24 protein-coding genes are annotated in these 25,870 nt (G+C 61.1%); 17 read left to right on the top strand and 7 right to left on the bottom strand.

The genetic code is table 11. From position 1 onward, the window contains the following. Nucleotides 1-24: 24 nt before the first annotated feature. The 3 genes from aat (at nt 25) to infA (ending at nt 1,822) form a co-directional block, all read left to right on the top strand. Nucleotides 25-705 carry a leucyl/phenylalanyl-tRNA--protein transferase gene (aat, locus tag RTH74_RS09510; RefSeq protein ID WP_280084869.1) on the top strand — a complete coding sequence of 227 codons (681 nt, stop codon included), beginning with the start codon at nt 25-27 and terminating at the stop codon, nt 703-705. Nucleotides 706-759: 54 nt separating this feature from the next. Continuing rightward, on the top strand, nt 760-1,467 hold the full coding sequence (locus RTH74_RS09505; protein WP_280084870.1) for an arginyltransferase: 708 nt from the start codon (nt 760-762) through the stop codon (nt 1,465-1,467). 136 nt (nt 1,468-1,603) lie between these two features. Further along, complete coding sequence (gene infA, locus RTH74_RS09500; RefSeq protein ID WP_002553999.1) at nt 1,604-1,822, top strand: translation initiation factor IF-1; 219 nt, start codon at nt 1,604-1,606, stop codon at nt 1,820-1,822. Between the two features lie 95 nt (nt 1,823-1,917). Here infA and clpA read toward each other — a convergent pair whose 3' ends face one another. Together clpA and clpS are read right to left on the bottom strand one after the other, a co-directional pair. Then, nucleotides 1,918-4,188 carry an ATP-dependent Clp protease ATP-binding subunit ClpA gene (gene clpA, locus RTH74_RS09495; protein WP_099523948.1) on the bottom strand — a complete coding sequence of 757 codons (2,271 nt, stop codon included), beginning with the start codon at nt 4,186-4,188 and terminating at the stop codon, nt 1,918-1,920. A gap of 29 nt (nt 4,189-4,217) precedes the next feature. Further along, entirely contained in the window at nt 4,218-4,580 is a 363-nt protein-coding gene (gene clpS, locus RTH74_RS09490; RefSeq protein WP_003460431.1) for an ATP-dependent Clp protease adapter ClpS, read from the bottom strand. Between the two features lie 230 nt (nt 4,581-4,810). On the opposite strand from clpS, the gene cspD reads away from it, so the two are divergent. Next, nucleotides 4,811-5,080 carry a cold shock domain-containing protein CspD gene (gene cspD / locus RTH74_RS09485; RefSeq protein WP_316914505.1) on the top strand — a complete coding sequence of 90 codons (270 nt, stop codon included), beginning with the start codon at nt 4,811-4,813 and terminating at the stop codon, nt 5,078-5,080. 100 nt (nt 5,081-5,180) lie between these two features. Here cspD and icd read toward each other — a convergent pair whose 3' ends face one another. Further along, on the bottom strand, nt 5,181-6,437 hold the full coding sequence (gene icd / locus RTH74_RS09480) for an NADP-dependent isocitrate dehydrogenase (protein WP_316914504.1): 1,257 nt from the start codon (nt 6,435-6,437) through the stop codon (nt 5,181-5,183). A 521-nt stretch (nt 6,438-6,958) separates the two neighbouring features. On the opposite strand from icd, the gene RTH74_RS09475 reads away from it, so the two are divergent. Both RTH74_RS09475 and RTH74_RS09470 read left to right on the top strand, forming a co-directional pair. Beyond that, nucleotides 6,959-9,187, top strand: coding sequence for an NADP-dependent isocitrate dehydrogenase (locus RTH74_RS09475; RefSeq protein WP_316914503.1), 2,229 nt, complete (start codon nt 6,959-6,961; stop codon nt 9,185-9,187). Nucleotides 9,188-9,350: 163 nt separating this feature from the next. Next, nucleotides 9,351-9,788 carry an NUDIX hydrolase gene (locus RTH74_RS09470; RefSeq protein ID WP_316914502.1) on the top strand — a complete coding sequence of 146 codons (438 nt, stop codon included), beginning with the start codon at nt 9,351-9,353 and terminating at the stop codon, nt 9,786-9,788. A gap of 34 nt (nt 9,789-9,822) precedes the next feature. Here RTH74_RS09470 and RTH74_RS09465 read toward each other — a convergent pair whose 3' ends face one another. The 4 genes from RTH74_RS09465 to RTH74_RS09450 all read right to left on the bottom strand — a co-directional run bounded on the left by RTH74_RS09465 (nt 9,823) and on the right by RTH74_RS09450 (nt 14,049). Further along, on the bottom strand, nt 9,823-11,205 hold the full coding sequence (locus tag RTH74_RS09465) for a tripartite tricarboxylate transporter permease (RefSeq protein WP_316914501.1): 1,383 nt from the start codon (nt 11,203-11,205) through the stop codon (nt 9,823-9,825). After that, entirely contained in the window at nt 11,205-11,723 is a 519-nt protein-coding gene (locus RTH74_RS09460; protein ID WP_316914500.1) for a hypothetical protein, read from the bottom strand. Before RTH74_RS09460 ends, RTH74_RS09465 begins: the two co-directional genes overlap by 1 nt. Nucleotides 11,724-11,854: 131 nt before the next feature. Beyond that, nucleotides 11,855-12,766: a hydroxymethylglutaryl-CoA lyase gene (locus RTH74_RS09455; RefSeq protein ID WP_316914499.1), complete on the bottom strand. Its 912-nt coding sequence runs from the start codon at nt 12,764-12,766 to the stop codon at nt 11,855-11,857. After that, entirely contained in the window at nt 12,763-14,049 is a 1,287-nt protein-coding gene (locus RTH74_RS09450) for a hydroxymethylglutaryl-CoA reductase, degradative (RefSeq protein WP_316914498.1), read from the bottom strand. Before RTH74_RS09450 ends, RTH74_RS09455 begins: the two co-directional genes overlap by 4 nt. 116 nt (nt 14,050-14,165) lie before the next feature. Between RTH74_RS09450 and RTH74_RS09445 the strand changes: the two genes are divergently transcribed. From RTH74_RS09445 to RTH74_RS09395, 11 genes are all read left to right on the top strand, one after another. Next, a complete protein-coding gene (locus tag RTH74_RS09445; protein ID WP_316914497.1) occupies nt 14,166-15,551 on the top strand; it encodes a PLP-dependent aminotransferase family protein in 1,386 nt (461 codons plus the stop codon). A gap of 87 nt (nt 15,552-15,638) precedes the next feature. After that, a complete protein-coding gene (gene mnmA / locus RTH74_RS09440; RefSeq protein ID WP_316914496.1) occupies nt 15,639-16,751 on the top strand; it encodes a tRNA 2-thiouridine(34) synthase MnmA in 1,113 nt (370 codons plus the stop codon). Next, nucleotides 16,748-17,368, top strand: a complete 621-nt coding sequence (hflD, locus tag RTH74_RS09435; RefSeq protein WP_316914495.1) for a high frequency lysogenization protein HflD — start codon at nt 16,748-16,750, stop codon at nt 17,366-17,368. Before mnmA ends, hflD begins: the two co-directional genes overlap by 4 nt. A gap of 2 nt (nt 17,369-17,370) precedes the next feature. Continuing rightward, a complete protein-coding gene (locus RTH74_RS09430; protein WP_179576650.1) occupies nt 17,371-18,234 on the top strand; it encodes a DMT family transporter in 864 nt (287 codons plus the stop codon). Nucleotides 18,235-18,382: 148 nt separating this feature from the next. After that, entirely contained in the window at nt 18,383-19,753 is a 1,371-nt protein-coding gene (purB, locus tag RTH74_RS09425; protein WP_072424092.1) for an adenylosuccinate lyase, read from the top strand. A 78-nt stretch (nt 19,754-19,831) separates the two neighbouring features. After that, the gene (locus RTH74_RS09420; RefSeq protein WP_316914494.1) at nt 19,832-20,998 is read left to right on the top strand and encodes a cupin domain-containing protein; all 1,167 of its coding nucleotides are present in this window, start codon (nt 19,832-19,834) and stop codon (nt 20,996-20,998) included. Continuing rightward, entirely contained in the window at nt 20,991-21,416 is a 426-nt protein-coding gene (locus tag RTH74_RS09415; RefSeq protein ID WP_036999437.1) for a GNAT family N-acetyltransferase, read from the top strand. Before RTH74_RS09420 ends, RTH74_RS09415 begins: the two co-directional genes overlap by 8 nt. 8 nt (nt 21,417-21,424) lie before the next feature. Continuing rightward, nucleotides 21,425-22,066 (top strand): histone acetyltransferase HPA2, encoded by a 642-nt coding sequence (locus RTH74_RS09410; protein WP_316914493.1) that lies wholly within the window; start codon nt 21,425-21,427, stop codon nt 22,064-22,066. Continuing rightward, nucleotides 22,063-22,872, top strand: a complete 810-nt coding sequence (locus RTH74_RS09405; protein WP_316914492.1) for a secretin N-terminal domain-containing protein — start codon at nt 22,063-22,065, stop codon at nt 22,870-22,872. Before RTH74_RS09410 ends, RTH74_RS09405 begins: the two co-directional genes overlap by 4 nt. Before the next feature lie 560 nt (nt 22,873-23,432). Further along, the gene (locus tag RTH74_RS09400; protein WP_074678646.1) at nt 23,433-25,028 is read left to right on the top strand and encodes an isocitrate lyase; all 1,596 of its coding nucleotides are present in this window, start codon (nt 23,433-23,435) and stop codon (nt 25,026-25,028) included. Between the two features lie 152 nt (nt 25,029-25,180). Further along, the gene (locus tag RTH74_RS09395) at nt 25,181-25,843 is read left to right on the top strand and encodes a hypothetical protein (protein WP_316914491.1); all 663 of its coding nucleotides are present in this window, start codon (nt 25,181-25,183) and stop codon (nt 25,841-25,843) included. Nucleotides 25,844-25,870: the final 27 nt, after the last annotated feature.

Below are 25,870 nucleotides of genomic sequence, written 5' to 3'. Positions count from 1 at the left end.
CCCTCCTCCGCTGGACAAGCGCACATGTTGACCTGGCTGCAACGTGACTCACTGCAGTTCCCGCCACTGGCAAAAGCCATGCGCGAACCCAATGGCCTGCTCGCCGCCGGCGGCGACCTGAGTGCCGACCGACTGATCAGCGCCTACCGCCACGGCTGCTTCCCCTGGTTCGACGATGGCCAGCCGATCCTCTGGTGGTCACCCGATCCGCGCACGGTGCTGTTCCCCGAAGAGCTGCACGTTTCTCGCAGCCTGGCCAAGCTACTGAGACAAAATCACTACAGCGTCACCTTCGACCAGAATTTTGCGGCCGTGATAAAAGCTTGCGCCGAGCCACGCGCCTACGCCGATGGCACCTGGATCACTCGTGGCATGCAGGACGCCTACCTGCAACTGCACCAACGCGGCATCGCTCATTCCGTGGAAGTCTGGAGCGAGGGCGAGCTGGTTGGCGGGCTCTACGGCCTGGCCATGGGTCAACTGTTCTTCGGCGAATCCATGTTCAGTCGCGCCGACAACGCTTCCAAGGTCGGATTCGCTACCCTAGTCGGCAAGCTGCGCGCATGGGGCTTCGTGCTCATCGATTGCCAGATGCCCACGCAACACCTGCACAGTTTCGGCGCAAGAGCCATACCGCGTGCGACATTTGCCGAGTACCTGCAGCACCACCTCGATCTGCCAACCACAGCGGACTGGCTCGCCTAGTCGAGCGGCCAAGCCTGGCATACACTCTTAATCAGGCTTTTGCGAGACGACGCCATGACCGAGCTGGCCCGCCTGAAGTTCTATGCCACTCAACCTCATCCATGCAGCTATCTGCCGGAAGAACAGGCCACCACCCTGTTTCTAGACCCCAGCCAGCCCATGGACGTGCAGGTCTATGCCGAGCTGTCGGAACTGGGTTTTCGCCGCAGCGGTGACCACCTCTATCGCCCCCACTGCCAGCAGTGCACAGCCTGCATCCCGGCACGCATCCCGTCCGCGCGCTTTACGGCAAATCGCCAGCAGCGGCGCATCATCAAGCGCAATCAGGACATCGTCGTACGCTGCGTGCGCCCGGTATTCACCGAAGAGTATTACGCACTCTATGTACGCTACATCGAACAGCGCCACGCCGATGGCGACATGTACCCGCCGAGCCGCGAGCAGTTCTCGACCTTTCTGATTCGCGATCTGCCTTTTTCGCGCTTCTATGAGTTCCGCCTGCAAGACAAGCTGCTCGCCATCGCCGTCACCGACGTTCTGCCGAATGGCCTGTCGGCCGTCTACACCTTCTACGATCCGGCTGAAGAGCGCCGCAGCCTTGGCCGATTCGCCATCCTCTGGCAAATCGGCGAAACCTCGCGCCTGGGGCTGGAGGCCGTCTATCTCGGCTACTGGATCAAGAACTGCCGCAAGATGAACTACAAGACCCAGTACCGCCCCATCGAACTTTTCGTCAATCAGCGCTGGACGCTGCTTACCTAGCCGCTCTGCCAGCCATCCAAACGCTCGACAATCCAAGCCACTTGGCGCAGCCCCCTGTTTTCGGGCACAATGCACGCCGCTTTTGCCTGGCGCCAGTTGCACCGGGCCATTTCCTGGATACCGAGGGCTTTACTGCATGTCGAAAGAAGACAGCTTCGAAATGGAAGGCACTGTCGTCGACACCCTGCCCAACACCATGTTCCGCGTGGAGTTGGAAAACGGGCACGTCGTTACCGCGCACATCTCCGGCAAGATGCGCAAGAACTACATCCGCATTCTCACTGGTGACAAGGTGCGTGTTGAGCTGACACCTTATGACTTGAGCAAAGGCCGCATCACCTACCGCGCCCGTTAAGCCAAGCACCAAACGAAAACGCCCGGCTTATGCCGGGCGTTTTCGTTGGCTCAGCGAAAGCCACCAGGGCTTTCGCTGAGCGTGAGGCCATTCGATCAGGCGACCTCTGCCGCCGTCTCGAACTCGAAGCTAGGCTCGCCATCCTTGATGTCGACGTGTACCACGCCGCCGTGCTCGGCCAGCTCACCGAAAAGGATTTCCTCTGCCAGCGGACGCTTGATCTTGTCCTGGATCAAACGCGCCATCGGCCGCGCGCCCATCATCACATCGTAACCGCGCTCGGCCAGCCAGCTGCGCGCCGCATCGCTGACTTCCAGCGTGACACGCTTGTCTTCCAGCTGCGCCTGCAGTTCGGTGAGGAACTTGTCGACGATGCTCTTGATGGTCTCGTGGCTCAGGCGACCGAACTGGATGATGGTATCCAGGCGGTTCCTGAACTCCGGCGTGAAGCTCTTCTTGATGACTTCCATGGCATCGGTGGAGTGATCCTGCTGAGTGAAACCGATCGAGGCACGCGAGGCGGTTTCCGCACCGGCGTTGGTGGTCATGATCAGGATCACGTTGCGGAAATCCGCCTTGCGCCCGTTGTTGTCGGTCAGCGTGCCGTGGTCCATCACCTGCAGCAGCAGGTTGAAGACTTCCGGATGCGCTTTCTCGATCTCATCTAGCAGCAGCACGCAGTGCGGCTGCTTGGTGATCGCCTCGGTGAGCAGGCCACCCTGATCGAAACCGACATAACCGGGCGGCGCACCGATCAAACGCGACACGGTATGGCGCTCCATGTACTCCGACATGTCGAAACGCACCAGCTCGATGCCCATGGCCTTGGCCAACTGCCGTGCTGCTTCGGTCTTGCCCACGCCCGTGGGGCCGGCAAACAGGAAGGAACCGACCGGCTTGTCCGGCGCCTTGAGGCCGGCCCGCGACAGCTTGATGGCGGTCGAGAGCGAATCGATAGCGGCATCCTGACCGAACACGGTGAGCTTCAGGTCACGCTCCAGATTACGCAGCAGCTCCTTGTCGGAACTCGATACGTGTTTTGGCGGAATCCGCGCGATCTTGGCGACGATGTCTTCGACCTGGGCGACTTCGATGCGCGACACCCGCTTGTCTTCCGGCTGCAGGCGCTGGTAGGCACCCGCCTCGTCGATCACGTCGATGGCCTTGTCCGGCATATGCCGATCATTGATGTAGCGCGCTGCCAGCTCGGCCGCTGCACGCAGGGCCTCGTCGCTGTACTCGATGTGGTGATGCTGCTCGAAGCGCGCCTTGAGCCCCTTGAGAATACCGACGGTGTCCTCTACCGAAGGCTCGACCACGTCGACCTTCTGGAAGCGTCGCGCCAGCGCGCGGTCCTTCTCGAAGATGCCGCGAAATTCCTGGAAGGTGGTGGAGCCGATGCAGCGAATCTCACCCGACGACAGCACTGGTTTGAGCAGGTTGGACGCATCCATGACCCCACCCGACGCCGCGCCCGCGCCGATGATGGTGTGGATCTCGTCGATGAAAAGGATGGCATGTGGACGCTTGCGCAGCTCATTGAGTAGCGCCTTGAAGCGCTTCTCGAAGTCGCCGCGATACTTGGTGCCGGCCAGCAACGCACCGAGATCCAGCGAATACACCACGCTGTCGGCCAGCAGATCAGGCACCTGCTCGTCAACGATACGCTTGGCCAGACCTTCGGCGATGGCGGTCTTGCCGACACCGGCCTCGCCCACCAGCAGCGGGTTGTTCTTGCGCCGACGCGCGAGAATCTGCGCAACGCGCTCGACTTCATGCTCACGCCCGACCAACGGGTCGATACGCCCCTGGCGAGCCAGCTCATTGAGATTGCTGGCGTAGGCATCCAGTGGATTGCTGGAGGTAGAGGACTCGCCGCCCTCCTCATCCTGCATCTCCTGATCGTTCTCGTGGTGATCACCGTGCCCCGGCACCTTGGAGATGCCATGGGCGATGTAGTTGACCACATCGATGCGGGCCACACTCTGCTGTTTGAGCAGGAACACGGCCTGGCTTTCCTGCTCGCTGAAGATCGCGACCAGCACGTTGGCGCCGGTCACTTCACGCTTGCCGGAACTCTGCACATGGAACACCGCGCGTTGCAGAACACGCTGGAAACCCAGGGTTGGCTGGGTTTCGCGGTCTTCATCGTGCTGAGGAATCAATGGCGTAGTGGAGTCAATGAACTCCTGCAAATCGTGGCGTAGCTTGTCGAGGTTGGCCCCACAGGCCCGCAGCACACTGGCGGCTGCCTCGTTGTCCAGCAAGGCGAGCAGCAGATGCTCGACCGTCATGAACTCATGACGCTTGGCACGGGCCTCCTTGAAAGCCAGATTGAGGGTGACTTCGAGCTCTCGATTCAACATAGCTTCACCTCATACCCAAGTGGCCGGCGTTAACCGTCCTTCTCTATTTCACAGAGTAGCGGATGCTGGCTCTCTCGCGCGTACTGGTTGACCTGCATTGCTTTGGTCTCCGCAATATCGCGGGTGTACACACCACATACCGCACGCCCTTCTGTATGGACGGCGAGCATGATCTTGGTTGCCAGCTCCCGGTTCATGCCGAAAAACGTTTCGAGCACTTCGACGACAAAATCCATCGGGGTGTAGTCGTCATTGAATAAGACCACCTTGTACATCGGTGGTGCCTGCAATGCTGGCTTGGATTCCTGAACAGCAATACCAGAGGAGTCATCCTCATGCTCTGCCGGGTGATCCTGATTGAATGTTAGTCGAATCTGGCTACTTGCATGCATGCTGAAATCAGAGGTTCAGGGCTGGGCGAACGGGGATGCTAGAGGGAGTTTGACTGAGTTCTCAGCCATCCGCCGTATAGCCTTGACTAACGGCAAAAGGGTGTTACAACAAATGAATACCCACTGGTGGGTATCAGGGATTCCACGCCTTCGCCCAGCCTGGTCGGTTATCGCGCGGAATGAAGTGGATGATACTCCAGAGATGGAGTCCTTTGCAGAGGGATATCAGCATGCTCAGCGGTAAGGTCAAGTGGTTCAACAACGCCAAAGGCTATGGATTCATCCTGGCCGACGGCCGAGATGAGGACCTGTTCGCCCACTACTCGGCCATCCAGATGGACGGTTATAAAACGCTCAAGGCCGGTCAGCCGGTCCGCTTCGAGATCGTGCAAGGCCCCAAAGGACTGCATGCGGTCAATATCAGCGCAGCCAGCGCCACTCAGGATGCCCCCGTGGCAGCCACCCAGACGCACAGTATCGCGAGCCCTGCCGAAGTCTGAGCATCCTGACCCACAGCTTCATTAAATACGAAGCACATGGATGTGCTGAACACGAAAAGGCCGGTCATTTGACCGGCCTTTTTTTCACACCTTAATCAGCCTACATATGGCTGATCATCGCATCGCCGAACTCGGAGCACGACATCAGCTTCGCACCCTCCATCAGACGTTCGAAGTCATAGGTCACGGTCTTCGCAGCGATGGCGCCGTTGGTGCCCTTGATGATCAGATCGGCCGCCTCGGCCCAGCCCATGTGACGCAACATCATCTCGGCTGAGAGAATGACCGAGCCTGGGTTGACCTTGTCCTGGCCGGCATATTTCGGCGCCGTGCCGTGAGTCGCCTCGAACATCGCCACGGAGTCGGACAGGTTGGCACCTGGCGCGATACCGATGCCACCGACTTCGGCCGCCAAGGCGTCGGACAGATAGTCGCCATTGAGGTTGAGCGTGGCGATCACGTCATATTCGGCCGGACGCAGCAGGATCTGCTGCAGCATGGCGTCGGCAATCACGTCCTTGACCACGATATTCTTGCCGGTACGCGGGTTCTTGAACTGCATCCAAGGGCCACCATCGAGCAACTCGGCACCGAATTCGTCATGTGCGATTTCGTAACCCCACTCTTTGAAGGCGCCTTCGGTGAACTTCATGATGTTGCCTTTGTGCACCAGGGTTACCGAACTGCGATCATTGTCCACGGCGTACTGCAGCGCCTTGCGCACAAGGCGCTTGGTGCCAGCTTCGGAAACCGGCTTGATGCCGATGCCGCACATATCGGTGAAGCGGATCTTCTTGACGCCCATTTCCTCGGTGAGGAACTTGATGACCTTCTCGGCTTCGGGGCTGCCAGCTTTCCATTCGACGCCGGCGTAGATGTCCTCGGAGTTCTCGCGGAAGATCACCATATCCACGTCGCCCGGCTTCTTCACTGGGCTGGGCACGCCTTCGAACCAGCGCACCGGGCGCAGGCAGACATAAAGATCGAGTTCCTGACGCAAAGCCACGTTCAGTGAGCGGATGCCGCCACCAACTGGCGTGGTCAGCGGACCCTTGATCGAAACCACGTAATCACGCACAGCTTCGAGGGTTTCTTTCGGCAGCCAGGTGTCCTGATCGTAAACCTGAGTGGCCTTCTCGCCGGCATAAACTTCCATCCAGGAGATCTTGCGAGCGCCGCCGTAGGCTTTTTCGACGGCGGCGTCGACGACCTTGATCATCACCGGGGAAATATCGACACCAATACCATCACCCTCGATGAAAGGGATGATCGGGTTGTTCGGAACAGTCAGCGACATATCGGCATTAACGGTGATTTTGTCACCGGTGGCTGGCACCTGGATCTTTTGGTATCCCATGCTGGACTCCATCTTGTGGTTAGGAGCCTGCCGAACTTGACACTGTTCTACTGCGGAAAAGCCGGATTGGTCATTTTCTCTGCTTTTTCTCGTCAAATAGCTGGCTATTCTTCTCGAAAATTCGAAAAAGCTGCCTCAACCCGGGCTTTCCCTCGCAACGAACGGCCAAGCCCGCAAGGCTCCGACAGTGTGCATTCCCGAGAGTAGCGCAAAGCGCCCGGTGAAACATATGTGCAAAGGTCTTATTCAACTGGGCATTCTGCGGCGAGGTGCCGCAGTGGTATACTGCTTAGGTGACTAACGAGTCATAAGGGGTGACCTGTCTGGAACCAGGCAGCAACCTCTTGAAACCGGTAAACGGCAACCACTGTCTGCCGGCTCGAACTGCTCGACACTCTACGGGTGCATCCAACATCACCGCGGCGAGTCCTCGACCCGGCCCCGCCACCATGGGGCTCAAGTGCCTACCGGCGCAGGTCGAGTTTCTATGCGCGCTCAGCAAAGAAGAGAGTTAACCCTAAATGTCCACCCCTTCGAAGATCATCTACACCTTCACCGACGAAGCTCCGGCCCTTGCTACCTATTCGCTTCTGCCCATTGTAGAAGCCTTTGCCGCATCGGCTGACATCTCCGTTGAAACCCGCGACATCTCTCTTGCTGGACGGATCCTGGCAAGCTTTGCCGACCGCCTGGACGCCGACAAACGCATCGATGACGACCTGGCCAAACTGGCCGAACTGACCCTGCAGGCCGATGCCAACATCATCAAGCTGCCGAACATCAGCGCCTCCGTACCTCAGCTCAAGGCCGCCATCGCCGAGCTGCAGGCTCAGGGCTACGGCATTCCCGATTTCCCGGAAGATCCGCAAAGCGAAGAAGACAAGGAAGTTCGCGCCCGCTACGCCAAGATCCTGGGCAGCGCCGTGAACCCGGTTCTGCGCGAAGGCAACTCCGACCGCCGCGCTCCGGCTGCGGTAAAAGCCTACGCACGTAAACACCCGCACAGCATGGGCAAGTGGAGCATGGCTTCGCAGTCCCACGCCGACTACATGCGCGGCGGCGACTTCTTCTCCAGCGAGCAGTCGATCACCATGGCCAAGGCCGGTGACGTGCGCATCGAATTCGTTGGCAAGGACGGCAAGGTCGAAGTGAAGAAACAGCTCGCCCTGCAAGAAGGCGAAGTGTTCGACAGCATGTTCATGAGCTGCCGCAAGCTGCGTGATTTCTTCGAGAAGACCCTGCAAGACTGCAAGAACACCGGCGTGATGTGGTCCCTACACGTCAAGGCGACCATGATGAAGGTCTCCCACCCGATCGTTTTCGGCCACGCCGTCAGCGTTTACTACAAGGACGTGTTCGACAAGTACGGCGACCTGTTCAAGGAACTGGGCGTCAACCCGAACAACGGCATCAGCAGCGTCTACGACAAAATCAAGTCGCTGCCGGCCTCCCAGCAGGAAGAAATCCTGCATGACATCCACGAGGTTTATGCCCATCGCCCGGAAATGGCCATGGTCGACTCGGTCAAAGGCATTACCAACCTGCACATCCCGAGCGACGTCATCGTCGACGCCTCAATGCCGGCCATGATCCGCAACTCCGGTCAGATGTGGGGCAAGGACGGCAAGCAGAAAGACACCAAGGCCGTCATGCCTGAGAGCACCTACGCTCGCATCTATCAGGAAATGATCAACTTCTGCAAAACCAACGGTGCGTTCGACCCGACCACCATGGGCACCGTGCCAAACGTCGGCCTAATGGCGCAGAAAGCCGAAGAGTACGGCTCTCACGACAAGACCTTCGAAATGACCGCCGACGGCACCATGCGCGTCGTGGCAGCTGACGGCACCGTGCTGATGCAGCACCAGGTCGAAGCCGGCGACATCTGGCGCGCCTGCCAGACCAAAGACGCGCCGATCCGCGACTGGGTCAAGCTGGCCGTTACCCGCGCCCGCCAGTCCGACACCCCGGCCATCTTCTGGCTGGACCCGGAGCGCGCCCACGACCGCGAACTGCAGAAGAAGGTCGAGCTGTACCTCAAGGATTACGACCTGACCGGCCTGGACATCCGCATGATGGGCTACAACGAAGCCATCCGCGTCTCGATGGAGCGCATGATCCGCGGCCAGGACACCATCTCGGTGACCGGCAACGTGCTGCGCGACTACCTGACCGACCTGTTCCCGATCATGGAACTGGGCACCTCGGCCAAGATGCTGTCCATCGTTCCGCTGATGGCTGGCGGCGGCATGTACGAAACCGGTGCCGGCGGCTCGGCACCCAAGCACGTACAGCAGTTGGTCGAAGAGAACTACCTGCGCTGGGATTCCCTGGGTGAGTTCCTGGCCCTGGCCGTGTCGCTGGAAGAAACCGGCATCAAGACCGACAACGCCAAGGCCAAGGTACTGGGCAAGACCCTGGATCAGGCCACCGGCAAGCTGCTGGACAACAACAAGTCCCCAGCGCGTAAGGTCGGCGAGATCGACAACCGTGGCAGCCACTTCTACCTGGCGCTGTACTGGGCTCAAGCCCTGGCCGAGCAGAATGACAACGCCGAGCTGAAAGCCCGCTTTGCCCCGCTGGCCAAGCAACTGACCGAGCAGGAAGCAACCATCGTTGGCGAACTGGCGGCCGTACAAGGCAAGCCGGCCGAAATCGGTGGTTACTACCGCTCCAACCCCGAGCTGACCAGCAAGGTGATGCGCCCGAGCGCTACCTTCAACGCCGCTCTGGCTGCACTGAATGCCTGATAAGGTTTGAGTGCAAAAAGAACCCCGGCCTGGTGCCGGGGTTCTTTATTTATGGATACGGACATCTCTGTAGGCGCGAGCTCTGCTCGCAAAAAGCGGCTTCGCGAGCAGAGCTCGCTCCTACAAGAACTTCATCCAGCAAATAATTCCTGAGAGAGCGAAAATGGACTGGCAACCCCATATCACCGTGGCAACGGTCATCGAGAATGATGGCCGCTTCCTCTTCGTCGAAGAGTTCAAGGCCGACCGCATGGTGCTCAACCAACCCGCCGGGCACCTGGAGGCCGACGAATCACTATGCGAAGCCGCACTGCGCGAGACGCTCGAAGAAACCGGCTGGGAGGTGGAGCTCACCGCCTTGCTCGGCATCTATCTCTATACCGCGCCGAGCAATGGCGTGACCTATCAGCGCGTCTGCTTCATTGCCCGTCCCGTGCGACATGACCCGGAGCGCGAGCTGGACGCCGACATCAGCGGCATCATCTGGCTGACGCGTGACGAGTTGGCCGACCAGCCCGAGCGCTGGCGCAGCGAGCTGGTGTTGCAATGCGTGGATGACTACCTGGCTGGCATCAGCGGACCGCTGGAGTTGCTGCGCTAACGCCAGAGGCACCGCTGAACCCGAGGTTACCCCCCTACCTCAACAACGCCAGCATGGCCGGTACGCTCAACACCGCCGTGTAGTACCCCATGAACTGCACGCCGATGTTGAACCCCAAGAAGCGCCCGAGGAGGCCACCGAGCAAGCCGATGGTGACGACCACCAGCACCCCGAGCAGGCCGCCCTCCCAGATCCCCACGACCAGTGCCAGGCCGATGAAAGTGGAAATGACCGCTTCGTGACTGATCTTGCGAAACACGAAGGACGCAGCCCGATGAGCGAAGCTCATGGAGAAGGGATAGGCAATCAGGATGGCGACAACCACCGCCAACATGCCGTAGCCGAAGAACTCCCAGTAGTTCAGCAGGTTGTGCAGGTTATTGACCTCGCCCGTTGCACTGTCGACGGTAAACCGCGGCGGCGCATTGAACAGCGGCGCAGCTGGCCCGGCGGCGACTGGGCTGAGCGGCAGGCCGAAGGCGATCAGGGGGATCAGCGCTTCTGCGATGTAGGTCGACTCGGTGACACCATTACGTGCGGTGATCACCGTGGTCAGCCGCTCGTATGCCTGCTTGATACGGGCACCAATCACCTCACCCATGATCACCGTCATGGCCACGGGGCTGAAGACGAAGGTAGCGCTGGTGACACTGGCAGCCATCGCGGTCATGCGACGCTGGCGCTTGTCGATCACCCGCAACGGATTAGGAAAGTAGCCTTTCCAGCCCTTCATGTCCGGAGCCAGGGAAAAGACGCGAAAGCCATCGCGACGCATCTTCTCGCGCTCGACTGGCGCCAGCAGCGAGAACAGCGAGGCGATCAGCGGCGCGACGGCAATGCCGAGGAAATAGCTGACGGCGAGCTTGACGTCGTACTGAGCTGTCAGCGTCTGCAAGGCCACGATGACCAGCACGAACGGCAACAGCGCCAGTACCGAAGCCCAACGACCCGCCGAGAAGTAAGCGATGGCAAAGGCAGCGCAGAGAAAAACCCAGGGCGCGAATTGCTTGATCACATCGCCGAACGGCGCCAGCAACACCGCGAACAGTACCGATAACGGCACTGCGATCAGCGCGGCCATCGCGCCACCGGTGATCATCTTGCGCAACGCCACGTGGGGCACGCCGAGTCGGCGCAAGTAGTTGGCGTCGCCGATCAGCGCCGTCGCCATGGTGTCACCGGGAATTCCCAGCAGCGCGGTAGGAACGGCGTGGGTCATATGCTTGGCCACCGCGCTAGCCAGAAAGAAGGTAAGAATGCCGGCTGGCGGCGCACCCAGCATCACCACCAACATGGTCAAAGGCGCCAGGGTCGTGGTTTCATCGGTTCCTGAAACCAGGCCAATCGCAGAGAACAGCACCGCACCGAACAACCCAAGCGCCAGCGCCATCAGAATTTCGTAGAGCAACCCTTCCATTACGAACGCCCTCCGCTTGGCTGCAGGGACGCATCTACCCCAGCGTCAGCCGCTGGCGGCGCAGTCTGCTCAAGGAGCTCGGCATCACGAAATAGCTCGTAGAGCCCCAGATCGCGCAGCTCGGCAATTACCTCGGGCGAAGTTTCCTCAAGGCGACCGAGGCTGCCGTACTCCTTGAGCAGATCGTTGACCACCTGCTCACGAAACGCCGGGTCCGCAGCATGCTCGATCACATCGCGCTTGGGCTTGAACAAAAGAGCACTGATCGTACCGCCAGCCAGGCAACCCAGAATTCCGAATAGCATGGCGTAGGCCTTGGCCATCTGCGCCGAATCCAGGATGCCGGCAAGAATCCATAAAGCCAGCGCATAGGTACCGAGACTGACGACAGAGCTAACCAGGATGGCCAGCACCAGATGTCTGGAATCCACGGTGTCGCCCCACACTTCATAGAGGTTGTTGGTGTCGCGCGTGACCTCGGCCGGCGTTGTGGCCGGTCTGGCAAGTTCTTGAGTCATGGTGTCCCTCGCCCTTGCGGGCTCTTGTTGTTATTGAGGAAGCTGTTGCTTGGGCGGTCGCGAGACCGTCATTCATGGGTTATCGGAAGGCTGGCATCGACACTCATGTCATCTGCCAGCCCTTGCTGCTGTTATTGCTGGCTACCTGCTTTGCTGCGCAGAGCGGTGGCCACTCTGGATGCCGATGCCTTGCCCAAAGCGGCCTCGATAAAGGCGCCCGCCTCAAGCAACGCAGGAAGATCAACACCGGTCGCCAGCCCCTGCTCGTGGAACAGATAGACCAGCTCCTCGGTTGCCACGTTGCCAGTGGCACCTGGCGAATACGGGCAACCGCCCAGTCCGGAGATAGAGCTGTCGAACACTCGCACGCCGGCCTCCAGGGCGGCCTGAACATTGGCCACTGCCATGCCATAGGTATCGTGGAAGTGCCCAGCCAAGGCTGCGATCGGCACCTCGCTGGCGCAGGCCTCAATGAGCTGCCTGGCTCGCCCCGGCGTACCTCTGCCAATGGTGTCACCCAGACTGATCTCGTAGCAGCCCATGGCATACAGTTCACGGGCGACTCGAACCACGTCAGCCACCGGCACTTCACCGCTGAACGGACAACCCAGCACGCAGGACACGTAACCGCGTACGGCCACGCCCTGTTCCGCTGCCTTGCCAAGCACGGGCTGGAAGCGCTGCAGGCTTTCATCGATGGAGCAGTTGATATTGCGTTGCGAGAACGGCTCGGATGCAGACGCAAAAACCGCGACCTCTCTGCAGCCAACCGCTAGCGCAGCATCGAGCCCCTGGAGATTGGGCACCAGTGCCGTATAGGTCACTCCCGGTTGCTGCCGAAGCCGTCGCAACACCTCATCAGAGTCGGCCATCTGCGGAACCCAGCGTGGCGAGACGAACGCCCCGGCCTCCAGGGTTCGCAAACCGGCGGCAACCAGACGCTCGATCAGTTCCACGCGCACATCCACCGGCAGCGTCAGGGCCTCGTTCTGCAGGCCGTCGCGTGCGCCGACCTCTAACAGCCTTACCGCATCCATGGTCATTGCTCACGCTTCTCGCGCAGCAGAACCTCCGCGCGATCCGCGCGCACATCTCGCGCCTCGACCATCCGCTTGACCAGCCAGTCCACCTCATCACCACGAGCACCGGCCGACAGCGCGACATTGCGCGCATGCAAAGCCATGTGACCGCGCTGAATACCTTCGGTGGCCAGAGCACGCAGAGCCCCGAGGTTCTGCGCCAGCCCCACGGCGACTGCAATTTCGCCGAGCTCCTGGGCGCTCTTGACGCCCAGAATGCGCAGCGACAACTGCGCCAGGGGATGAGTCTTGGTGGCGCCGCCCACCAGCCCCAGCGGCATGGGCATTTCAATAGTGCCGACCAGGTGACCTTGGCTGTCCTTCTCCCAGGTGGTAAGGGAGCCGTAGTGACCATTGCGGCAGGCATAGGCGTGAGCACCGGCCTCCACCGCTCGCCAGTCGTTACCGGTAGCCACTACCAATGGATCGATGCCATTCATGATGCCCTTATTGTGGGTCGCGGCTCGGTAGGGATCGATCGCAGCAAAGGTATAGGCATCGATCACCCCTTCGATGACCTCGGTGCCTTTGTACTCCGGCGTATCCAGCTGCTCCGGCGCGATACGCACCTGGGCGCGGGCCAGACGCAGATCGGCGAGGTTGGAGAGAATGCGCAAACGCACCTTGCCTCCGGTGAGCTGCTCCATCAGCGGCGCCACCGCCTCTGCCATGGTATTGACCGTATTGGCGCCCATGGCATCGCGCACATCGACGATCAGGTGAGCCACCAGCATCGGCCCGCGCGGGCTATCGATGAAGGTGTGCACCTCGATATCGCGACAGCCCCCACCCAGGCTATTCAGCAACTGATCCTTGCTGTTGGCCAGGGCGATGATCTCGTCCTTGCTGCGCAGCAGGCTTAGCCGCGCATTGTAGGGGTCGCTGACGCCAATGATCTGCACCTGAGCACGCATCAGTGGCGCGCTACTGGAAGTCTGGAAACCACCTGTCGGACGCGCCAGCTTGGCCATGAACGAAGCCGCAGCAACCACCGATGGCTCTTCCACCACCAGTGGAATCACTACGTCCCTACCATTGATGCAAAAGTTGCTCGCCAGCGCGTAGGGCAACTCGAACGTGCCGATCACGTTCTCGATCATGCCGTCGGCGATTTCTATCGGCAGTGCACCGGCATCGCGTAGTAGGGCCGATTCCTCGGCAGACAGACCGACCAGTTGCTGAACGTAGTCGAGTCGTTTCGAGGGTGACAGATTGCGGAAATTGGGCAGGCGGGAGTCGATGGACATCGGGGGCTCTCTTGGAGTCGTTTGTTCTTGGTTGCAGAACACTATCCGCACTGTATCCATGAAAAAAGGTACAGTTTGCCCAGACACTTCGTCCTTGTACCCACGACCTTTTCACCATGCCCAAACAAACCCTTGCACAAAAAGTGGCCGACGCCATTGCCAGGCAGATAGCCGAAGGCGCCCTGCAAGAGGGCAACAAACTGCCCTCGTTGCGCGAGTACATGCGCCTGCACGGGTACGCCAAGAACACCGTAATCACTGCTTACGAACACCTGGCATCACAGGGGCTGGTGGAGGCTCGGCATGGCAAGGGGTTCTTCGTCTGCAAGAACCTCAAAGCACGCAAGGAGGAGGACGAGCCACAGCCTTACACTCGAGCGCTGGATACCATCTGGATGATGCGCCAGCAGTTCGTGCGCGACCCTGGCCACTCACACCTGGGCGAAGGGTTTCCACCGATTGAATGGCTGATGGACATGCGCCTGGACAAATTCCACCGGCAAGTGGTGCGCGGCGGCGTGTCGACTCTGTTTCGCTACGGGACACGGCTGGGCAATCCCGATTTGCGCCAGCGCCTGGTGCAGAAGCTCGCGGACTACCAGATTGCCGTGTCACCACGGCAACTGGTCACCACCCTGGGCGCCAACCATGCAATGGACCTGATCATCCGACGCTACGTGGCCCCTGGTGACACGGTGCTGGTCGAGGACCCTGGCTACTACCCGCTGTTCGGCAAGCTACAACTGCAAGGAGCGCGCATGCTCGGCATTGCGCGAGAGACCGATGGCCCGGACCTGAACACACTGGAAAGCCTGCTGAAGAAGCACCGCCCCAAGCTGTTCTTTCTTCAGTCCGTGGGCCACAACCCAACCGGCTCCGACCTGTCTCCGGCCAAGGCACACCAGCTCCTGCAGCTTGCAGAAGCGCATGACCTGTTGCTGGTAGAAAACGACGCCATGGCTGACTTCAAGCCCAGCTCGGCGATAAAGCTGACGGCTTTGGACCAGTCCGAGCGCACTCTGTACCTGGGCAGTTTCTCCAAATCGATTTCCGCCGCATTGCGCGTCGGTTTCATTGCCGGCAGCAAAAAACGCATCGAGGAACTGGCCGACCTGAAGATGCTGCTGCACAACAGCGGCGCCGAGTACAGTGAGCGCACCATCGATGTGATCCTCGCCGAAGGGCACTTCCTGCGTCACCTGTCGCGCCTTCAGGAGCGCTTGCGCGCCGCCACGCAACGCAGCCTGGAAGTACTCGATGGGCTGGGTGCCGAGGTGTTCTGTCGACCCGAACAGAGCCTCTATCTGTGGGCTCGCTTTCCCGGAGCCGATGATGCCAACACCCTCACCCGCCAGTGCCTGAGCCAGGGCGTGATGCTTGCTCCAGGCTCGATCTTCGCGGTCGACCGACAGATGCCGGTGGCCTGGACGCGGCTCAATGTCGCCTACCTGGATGACCCAGCCTTTCGCCGCAGCCTCACACACCTGGGGCTGGCGCGATAACCTCGCCCGCCACCTTGCCTGCGCACTGAACGGGCGCGGGCTTTCTGGTAGACTCGGCAGCTTTTCAGGCTTCACTCGCAGACTCCCATGCAAGCACCTAGCACCCAACGCGTGATCGTCGGCATGTCCGGCGGCGTCGATTCGTCCGTTTCCGCCCTGCTGCTGATGGAACAGGGTTACCAGGTCGAAGGCCTGTTCATGAAGAACTGGGACGAAGACGACGGCACCGAATACTGCACCGCCATGGACGACCTGGCCGACGCCCAGGCCGTATGCGACCGCATCGGCATCAAGCTGCACACTGCCAACTTCGCCGCCGAGTACTGGGACAACGTGTTCGAGCACTTCCTCGCCGAATACAAGGCCGGCCGTACGCCGAACCCAGACATCCTGTGCAACCGCGAAATCAAGTTCAAAGCCTTCCTCGACTATGCCCTGTCGCTCGGTGCCGACCTGATCGCCACCGGTCACTACGTACGCCGCCGTGACGTCGATGGCCGTACCGAGTTGCTCAAGGGCCTGGACCCGAACAAGGACCAGAGCTATTTCCTGCACGCCGTCGGCGGCGAGCAGATCGCCAAGACCCTGTTCCCGGTTGGCGAGCTGGAAAAGCCGCAGGTACGCGCTATTGCCGAGAAATACGAGCTGGCCACGGCGAAGAAGAAGGACTCTACCGGCATCTGCTTTATCGGTGAGCGCCGCTTCAGTGACTTTCTCAAACAGTACCTGCCGGCTCAGCCAGGCGACATCGAGACCACCGAGGGCCAGGTCATCGGCCGCCATCACGGTCTGATGTACCACACAATCGGCCAGCGCCAGGGGCTTGGCATCGGCGGTCTCAAGGACGCCAGCGATGATCCCTGGTACGTGCTGCGCAAGGACCTGACGCGTAACGTACTTATCGTTGGCCAGGGCAACGAACACCCCTGGCTGTTCTCCCGCGCCCTGCTCGCCTCCGATATCTACTGGGTCAACCCAGTGGACCTGAGCGCTCCACGCCACCTGACCGCCAAGGTGCGCTACCGCCAGAACGACCAGCGCTGCACTCTGGAGAAGACCGAGACCGGCTATCGCGCCGTGTTCGACGAGCCGCAGCGCGCCGTCACTCCGGGTCAGTCCGTGGTGTTCTATGACGGCGAGGTGTGCTTGGGTGGTGGCGTGATCGAAACCGCAGAAGCCTGGTACGAGGACGCCCAATGAGTCCGCTGCAGGAGCAACTGGTCGCCCTCGGCGCCGTATTCGAGGCAGCAGTGCTGGCCGACAAGATCGCCCGCACCGGCCAGGTCAGCGAAGCCTCGATGGGCTGCATGCTCGGCAGCCTGCTGGTACGCGACCCGAAAAGCACGCTGGACGTCTACGGCGGTGACGACCTCAACCTGCGCGACGGTTATCGCGCACTGATCAGCTCGCTGGAGCGCAATCCATCCGCCCTGCAGCGTGAGCCGCTGCGCTATGCACTGGCGATGGTCGGCCTGGAGCGCCAACTGGACAAGCGCGACGACATGCTGCAGGTGATGGGCAGTCGCCTCGACCAGATCCAGCAACAGGTCGAGCATTTCGGCCTGGTCCATGACAACGTCATCGCTGCGTGCGGCGGCTTGTATCAGGACACCATCAGCACCTTCCGTCAGCGTATTCAGGTGCATGGCGACATGCGCTTCCTGCAGCAGCCGAACAACGCGGCGAAAATCCGCGCCCTGCTGCTCGCCGGCATTCGCTCGGCGCGCCTGTGGCGCCAGCTCGGCGGCCACCGTTGGCAGTTGGTGTTCAGCCGCAGCAAACTGCTCAAAGAACTCTACGAACTGACGCGAAACTGACCATGGAACCCGCCAGCCGCAGCGTAAAACCCCTACAGGGTGCCCTGCTGCTGGCGCTCTCGGCGCTGCTGTTCGCTTTTACCGGCGTCGGCATCCGCGAGATATCCAGCAGCGTCAACAACGAGTCGGTGGTGTTCTTTCGCAACCTGGTCGGCGTGTTGTTCTTCCTGCCCCTGCTGCTGGTGCGCGGCGTTCGCCCGCTACGCACGACACGCCTGAAATCCCATCTGTGGCGCACCACCTACGGCCTGGCGGCGATGTACTGCTTCTTCTACGCCATCGCCCACCTGCCATTGGCCGACGCCATGCTGTTCACCTACTCGGCGCCGGTGTTCACCCCGCTGATCGCACACATCTGGCTGAAGGAGCCGCTGACCCGACGCATGCTGGTCAGCAGCCTGATCGGCTTGTGCGGTGTACTGCTGGTGGCCAAGCCCAGCACCGCCCTGTTCGAGGGGCCCGCCCTGTTTGGCCTGGCCGCCAGCCTGCTGGCGGCCTTCGCCTTCGTCTCCATCCGTGAAATGAGCGACAGCGAACCGGCCACGCGCATCGTCTTCTATTTTTCGCTGTTCAGCGCGCTGTTCTCCGCCATCCCACTGACCTGGAGCTGGCAGCCACTGGATACCACCCAACTGAGCTGGCTGCTGGGCATCGGCCTGCTAGCCACCGCCAGCCAGGTGATCATGTCGCGCGCCTACGGCCTCGCTCCGCCGGGGCTGATTGGGCCGGTCGCCTACCTGGCAATCGTCTTCGCCGGCATCATCGCCTGGCTGCTCTGGGGCGAGACGCCAGACACCCTGTCACTGCTCGGCGCAGCGCTGATCTTTGCCGCCAGTCTGTTATCGGTCGCACGACGCAGGACATAGGCGGTCACGCGCCGGTTTTCATGTATGATATGCGCCCTTTTCGCCAGAGGTCGTCCAGGCACCTGAGCTAGCGCCCGCTTCACTTAAGCAGGCACGACGCGCAGCGACCCCGGATGGCTTTTCAGCCCGACAGCTCGAGAACGCCTACATGCAGCTTTCCTCGCTCACCGCGGTTTCCCCCGTCGACGGCCGCTACGCCGGCAAAACCAGCGCCCTGCGCCCTATCTTCAGCGAATACGGTCTGATCCGTAGCCGTGTACTGGTCGAAGTGCGCTGGCTGCAGCGCCTGGCTGCCCACGAAGGCATCCCGGAAGTCGCGCCCTTCTCCGCCGAAGCCAACGCCCTGCTCAACGAGCTGGCCGAAAACTTCGCCGTCGAGCACGCCGAGCGCGTCAAGGAAATCGAGCGCACCACCAACCACGACGTCAAGGCCGTGGAATACCTGCTCAAGGAACAAGCTGCCAAGCTGCCGGAGCTGGACAAGGTCAGCGAGTTCATCCACTTCGCCTGCACCAGCGAGGACATCAACAACCTGTCCCACGCCCTGATGCTGCGTGAAGGCCGTGACAGCGTGCTGCTGCCGCTGATGAAGCAACTGGCAGGCGCCATTCGCGAGCTGGCAGTGAAGTTCGCTGACGTGCCGATGCTCTCGCGCACCCACGGCCAGCCGGCCTCGCCGACCACCCTGGGCAAGGAACTGGCCAACGTCGTCCACCGTCTGGAGCGCCAGATCGCTCAGGTCGCGGCCGTGCCGCTGCTGGGCAAGATCAACGGCGCCGTGGGCAACTACAACGCCCACCTGTCGGCCTACCCGAGCATCGACTGGGAAGCCAACGCCCGCCAATTCATCGAAGGTGACCTGGGCCTGACCTGGAACCCCTACACCACCCAGATCGAGCCGCACGACTACATCGCCGAGCTGTTCGACGCCATCGCTCGCTTCAACACCATCCTGATCGACTTCGACCGCGACGTCTGGGGCTACATCTCCCTGGGTTACTTCAAGCAGAAGACCGTGGCTGGCGAGATCGGCTCCTCGACCATGCCGCACAAGGTCAACCCGATCGACTTCGAAAACTCCGAAGGCAACCTGGGCATCGCCAACGCGATCTTCCAGCACCTCGCCAGCAAGCTGCCGATCTCCCGCTGGCAGCGTGACCTGACCGACTCCACCGTGCTGCGTAACCTGGGTGTCGGCTTCGCTCACAGCGTCATCGCTTACGAAGCCAGCCTCAAGGGAATCAGCAAGTTGGAGCTCAATGCTCAGAAAATCGCTGAAGATCTGGACGCGTGCTGGGAAGTGCTCGCCGAGCCGATCCAGACCGTCATGCGTCGCTACGCCATCGAGAACCCGTACGAGAAGCTCAAGGAGCTGACCCGCGGCAAGGGCATCAGCCCCGAGGCACTGCTGGCCTTCATCGACGGCCTGGACATGCCGACCGCCGCCAAGGAAGAGCTCAAGCAACTGACTCCGGCGCGCTACATCGGTAACGCCGTGGCCCAGGCCAAGCGGATCTAAGCGCGATCAGCCTCGAGGACGCCCGGCTGAGCCGGGCGTTTTTGTTTTAAGGTTTTTATCTATTTCAAGGGCTTACTGATGAATCCTGATACTCCGCTGCAATTGCTGGGTGGCCTCACAGCCCGTGAATTCCTGCGTGACTACTGGCAGAAGAAGCCGCTGCTGGTGCGCCAGGCGATCCCGGACTTCGAAAGCCCGATCAGCCCCGACGAACTGGCCGGCCTGGCGCTGGAAGAGGAAGTCGAATCGCGCCTGGTGATCGAGCACGGCGAACGCCCATGGGAGCTGCAGCGCGGCCCGTTCAACGAAGACACCTTCCAGGATCTGCCCGAGCGCGACTGGACCCTGCTGGTGCAGGCCGTCGACCAGTTCGTGCCGGAAGTGGCCGAGCTGCTGGAAGACTTCAAGTTCCTGCCCAAGTGGCGCATCGACGATCTGATGATCAGCTTCGCTGCTCCCGGCGGCGGCGTCGGCCCGCATTTCGACAACTACGACGTATTCCTGCTGCAGGCTCACGGTCATCGCCGCTGGCAAGTTGGCCAGATGTGCGATTCCGACAGCCCGCTGCTCACCCACGCCGATCTGAAGATCCTGGCGCAATTCGAACCAACCGATGAATGGGTGCTGGCACCCGGCGACATGCTCTACCTGCCGCCACGCCTCGCCCACTGTGGCACCGCTGAGGATGATTGCATGACCTATTCCGTGGGCTTCCGCGCGCCGAGCGCCGCTGAAGTACTGACCCATTTCACTGATTTCCTCGGCCAGTTCCTGCCCGACGAAGAGCGTTACAGCGATGCCGACATCCAGCCGAGCGAGGATCCCAACCAGATCCAGCGCAACGCCCTGGAGCGCCTCAAGGCGCTGCTCAACGAGCACATGAGTGACGAACGCCTGCTGATGACCTGGTTCGGCCAGTTCATGACCGAGCCCAAGTACCCCGAGCTGGTTGCCGGTATCGAGATCGAGGAGGAAGACTTCCTCGGCGCCATGGAAGATGGCGCGATCCTGATCCGCAACCCCAGCGCGCGCATGGCCTGGTCGGAAGTCGGTGAAGACCTGGTGCTGTTCGCCAGCGGCCAGAGCCGCCTGGTTTCGGCCCGCCTGCGTGAGCTGCTGAAGCTGATCTGCAGCGCCGATGCGTTACATGTGGAAAACCTCGGCGCCTGGCTGGCCGACGACGAGGGGCGTACTCTGCTGTGGGAACTGGTCAAACAAGGCAGCCTGGGATTTGCCGATGAGTGAGATCACTGTCCGTGTCGCGGACTGGCATAGGGACAATGCCGAGCTTCGTCGTATCCGCGACAGCGTTTTCGTCGCCGAGCAATCGGTGCCGCCGGAACTGGAGTGGGACGCCGAAGATACCGACGCCGTGCATTTTCTCGCCGAGGAAGGCGATTACCCGGTTGGCACCGCACGTCTGCTGCCCGACGGCCATATCGGTCGCGTGTCGGTGCTCAAGGATTGGCGCGGCCTCAAGGTCGGCGAGAAACTGATGCAGGCGGTGATCGCCGAAGCGGAAAAACGCGGCCTGCATCAGCAAATGCTCACCGCTCAGGTGCACGCGACACCGTTCTATGAAAGGCTAGGCTTCAGGATTGTCAGCGACGAGTACCTCGACGCCGGCATACCGCATGTGGATATGGTGCGCACCAGCCAGTAGAGAGCACGATGAACGACAAAGACGCCCCGGTCGAACCGATCGATACGCCAGATCCCATTGAGCTGGCGGCCATCGAATTCGAGTCGCCGGGGCGTTTTGCTGTGCACAACCCCGCCCCCGTCACGCCAGATGCGCCGCAATGGGAGCCGGCCCCGTTCACACTCGGCCAGCACGAGCGCCTGGAGCGCTTCAGCCAGCCACAGCAGGCTCGCGCCCACATCCTGGCGTTGATCCAACAGGCCCAGCGCAGCCTGTGCCTGTACAGCGACGACCTGGATCCCTGGCTCTATCACCACAGCAGTGTGCAGCAGGCCTGCACCCGGTTCCTGCTGAGCAGCCCACGAGCGCGCCTGCGTATCCTGCTGCGCGACCCGACTCGCGCCGTGAAGGAAGGCCATCGTCTGCTCGCGCTGTCACGCCGACTGTCCTCCAACCTGCATATCCGCAAGCTCAACCCGGACTACGCCAACGAGGAGCTGGCCTACCTGATTGCCGATGACAGAGGCCTGTTCCTGCGGCCTGAACTCGATCAACAATCCGGCTACACCCTGTACAACGACCCGGCGCGAGTGCGCCAACGCCAGGCCCAGTTCGATCAGGCCTGGGACACCAGCATCACCGACCCTGACCTGCGGAGCTTTCTGCTATGACCCTGCGCACGCTGTTCGCCGCCCTGCTTCTCGGCCTGTGCCTGCCACTGCAAGCGGCCACCGAGGTAATCCCGCTGAATTACCGCACCGCCGATGACATGCTCGGCGTGGTGCAATCAATGCTCGGCAACGAGGGCAAGGTCAGCGCCTATGGCAACCAACTGATCGTCAATGCATCACCAGCGAAGATCGGCGAGGTGCGTGTCCTGCTGCAGCAACTCGACACCCGCCCGCGGCGCCTGCTGATCACCGTGGAAAGCGCTGACAGCAATTACCAGAACGACCGCGGCTATCGCGTCGACGGCACCCTCAGCGCCGGCAATGCCGAGGTTCAGGTCGGCCGCGGCGAAGTGAACGGCCGCGATCAGGTGCGCATCATCCGCCGCAGCACCGACAGCCGTGGTGGTGGCACCCAGCAGGTACAGGCAACCGAAGGTTATCCGGCACTGATTCAGGTCGGCCAGAGTGTGCCGCTGACCACCACCAGTACCGGCCCGTACGGCCAGGTTTACCAGGACACCCAGTATCGCGACGTGACGCGAGGTTTCTACGTGACAGCCAGCCTCTCTGGCGAACTCGTCCACGTTGCCATCAGCAGCCAGCGCGATCGCGTCAGCAACAGCCGCCCCGGCGTGATTGACGTGCAAAGCACCGACACGCGCGTCAGCGGTCGTCTCGGCGAGTGGATTACCTTGGGCGGCGTCAGCGAGGAAACCAGCTCCAGCGGCCGTGACGTGTTGCGTCGACACACCACCCAGGGCCGCGAGGACATGTCGCTGCGCCTGAAGGTCGAAGCGATCGACTGACCCCCCGACCAAAGTCGCATCCCTTTCCCTCGCAAGCACCATGGTCAACTCACGCAACCCGCGAAATGCCTGAAACGCCCACCCCATGGGCTGCACAGCGTGACCGGGCAGTCGCCGACTGAATATGTAGTAGTTTTAAAAAACCACTACAAAACGTTTGACGAAGCATTTTCCCAGAGGCATGATGGCCTCGCTCCCGCTAGCCAGGGGTCCTGAAAAGGATCTCCAGACCGCCCGCGAAGTACTTCGCGACGGTCCGTGTCCCAACAGCCCACAAGGCCGTACGACGAGGTTGCGACTGGAACGAAGTTGTCCTGAGGGACGGGGAAGCGTTTAGCGTCAGACAGATCGAAAACCCAGCAGGTGCCCAAGGTTTCCACGAGCCAACCGGCAAACGCGACGTTCTCGAAATGCTCGCCACATCCCCCCGTCCTCGCGGTCAATCCTCGCCCCAGCCGTATTCTCGCCGTCAAAGTGGAAGCCTCCCGCAGCCGCTGCATCCGTGCACGCATTGCGTGGGTAGTCGGTGCTCAACCAACACATTTTTTGAAGGATTGACCATGTCCGCATATCAAAACGACATCAAGGCTGTAGCCGCTCTGAAAGAGAAGTTCGGCAGCAGCTGGAGCGCTATCAACCCCGAGTCCGTCGCCCGTATGCGCGCTCAGAACCGCTTCAAGACCGGTCTGGAAATCGCTCAGTACACTGCTGACATCATGCGCAAGGACATGGAAGAGTACGACGCCGACTCCTCCGTCTACACCCAGTCGCTGGGTTGCTGGCACGGCTTCATCGGTCAGCAGAAGCTGATCTCGATCAAGAAGCACCTGAAGACCACCAACAAGCGCTACCTCTACCTGTCCGGCTGGATGGTTGCTGCTCTGCGCTCTGACTTCGGCCCGCTGCCGGATCAGTCAATGCACGAGAAAACCGCCGTCTCCGACCTGATCGAAGAGCTGTACACCTTCCTGCGTCAAGCCGACAGCCGCGAACTGGACCTGCTGTTCACCGCCCTGGACGCGGCTCGCGCAGCTGGCGACCAGGCCAAGGCTGCCGAGATCCAGAACCAGATCGACAACCACGAAACTCACATCGTGCCGATCATTGCCGACATCGACGCCGGTTTCGGCAACCCGGAAGCTACCTACCTGCTGGCCAAGCGCATGATCGAAGCCGGTGCTTGCTGCATCCAGATCGAGAACCAGGTTTCCGACGAGAAGCAGTGCGGCCACCAGGACGGCAAAGTGACCGTTCCTCACGCTGATTTCCTCGCCAAGATCGCTGCCGTTCGCTACGCCTTCCTCGAGCTGGGCATCGACAACGGCGTGATCGTTGCCCGTACCGACTCCCTGGGTGCCGGCCTGACCAAGCAGATCGCCGTAACCAATGAGCCGGGCGACCTGGGCGATCTGTACAACAGCTTCCTCGATTGCGAAGAAGTGTCCGCTGCCGACCTGGGCAATGGCGACGTCGTGATCAACCGCGGCGGCAAGCTGCTGCGTCCGAAGCGTCTGCCGTCCAACCTGTTCCAGTTCCGTGCTGGCACCGGCGAAGCGCGCTGCGTACTGGACTGCATCACCAGCCTGCAGAACGGTGCCGACCTGCTGTGGATCGAAACCGAGAAGCCGCACGTTGGCCAGATCGCGGCCATGGTCAACGAAATCCGTAAGACCATCCCGAATGCCAAGCTGGTTTACAACAACAGCCCGTCCTTCAACTGGACCCTGAACTTCCGTCAGCAGGTGTTCGACGCCATGGTCGCCGAAGGCAAGGATGTTTCCGCCTACGACCGCGCCAAACTGATGAGCGTCGAGTACGACGAAACCGAACTGGCCCAGGTTGCCGACGAGAAGATCCGCACCTTCCAGCGCGACGGTTCGGCTCAGGCTGGCATCTTCCACCACCTGATCACCCTGCCGACCTACCACACCGCAGCTCTGTCGACTGACAACCTGGCTAAAGGCTACTTCGCCGACCAGGGCATGCTGGCCTACGTGAAAGGTGTTCAGCGTCAGGAACTGCGTCAGGGTATCGCCTGCGTCAAGCACCAGAACATGGCTGGCTCCGACATCGGCGACAACCACAAGGAGTACTTCGCTGGCGAAGCTGCTCTGAAGGCGAGCGGTAAAGACAACACCATGAACCAGTTCCACTAAGAACGGTTCACCTGCTGCGGACCACGCATCCGCAGCAGCCTGTTTGCCTAATCCGCCCCGGCTTGCCGGGGCTTTTTTTCGTCTGCGTTTATTGTCCAGGCAAACCGGTTTTTCAGCTCCTAAGCTCAAATGACGCCTCCTGGAACCTGCCTATGCCCTCGCCTCGTTACGCCCTGCTATTGGGCAGCTGCCTTCTGATCGGCAGCGCGACCCTGACCTGGTACTGGCAACTCCCCGCCATTGAAGAACGCCTCAGCCTCGAGCCGGAGCAGCTGCCGACACCTCAAGCCGCGCAAGCCAGCCCGACGCCTGCATCGTCGCCCCTCAGCACGGAGCAGCTGCAACTGCTGGCCCGCCCGGAAATCCAGCAACAGGAACAACGCCTGGGATTTCATCAGCGCTATAGAGACTTCATCGAGCACGCAAAACAGCTCGACGCCGAAAAGCGCGAAGCACAGGCGGAGGACCTGAGCAAAGGGCTCGATGCGATGGAGCAGCGAGGCGAGCTTGCATTGAGCGAGACCCTGCTGCTGCAGATTGCCCTGATCAAGGCCGTCAGCGAGGACGAAGCTGAGCAGAAAACACGCGCCGAAGCGCTGATCAAACGCTATCAGGTCATCAGCGCAGAGCGCGAAGCCAGGCTGGAGCAGCAGCCTGACCCCAACTTCGAGCGCTACAAGGCCGAGGAAAAACGCATCGTCGAGGAGGTGCTCGAACTGCAGAACATTCCCGATGGACTCACACGCGACCAATATCTACGACAACGCCTGCAAGAGGCCCGCGAGCGCAATTACCGACAAGCTCCCAACAGCTGAACGCGGCGACAACCCAAGTTGTCGCCG

Source organism: Pseudomonas sp. zfem001, assembly GCF_032621725.1.
Classification (GTDB): Bacteria; Pseudomonadota; Gammaproteobacteria; order Pseudomonadales; family Pseudomonadaceae; genus Aquipseudomonas; species Aquipseudomonas sediminis.
This window is presented reverse-complemented; position numbering and strand designations above follow the sequence as displayed.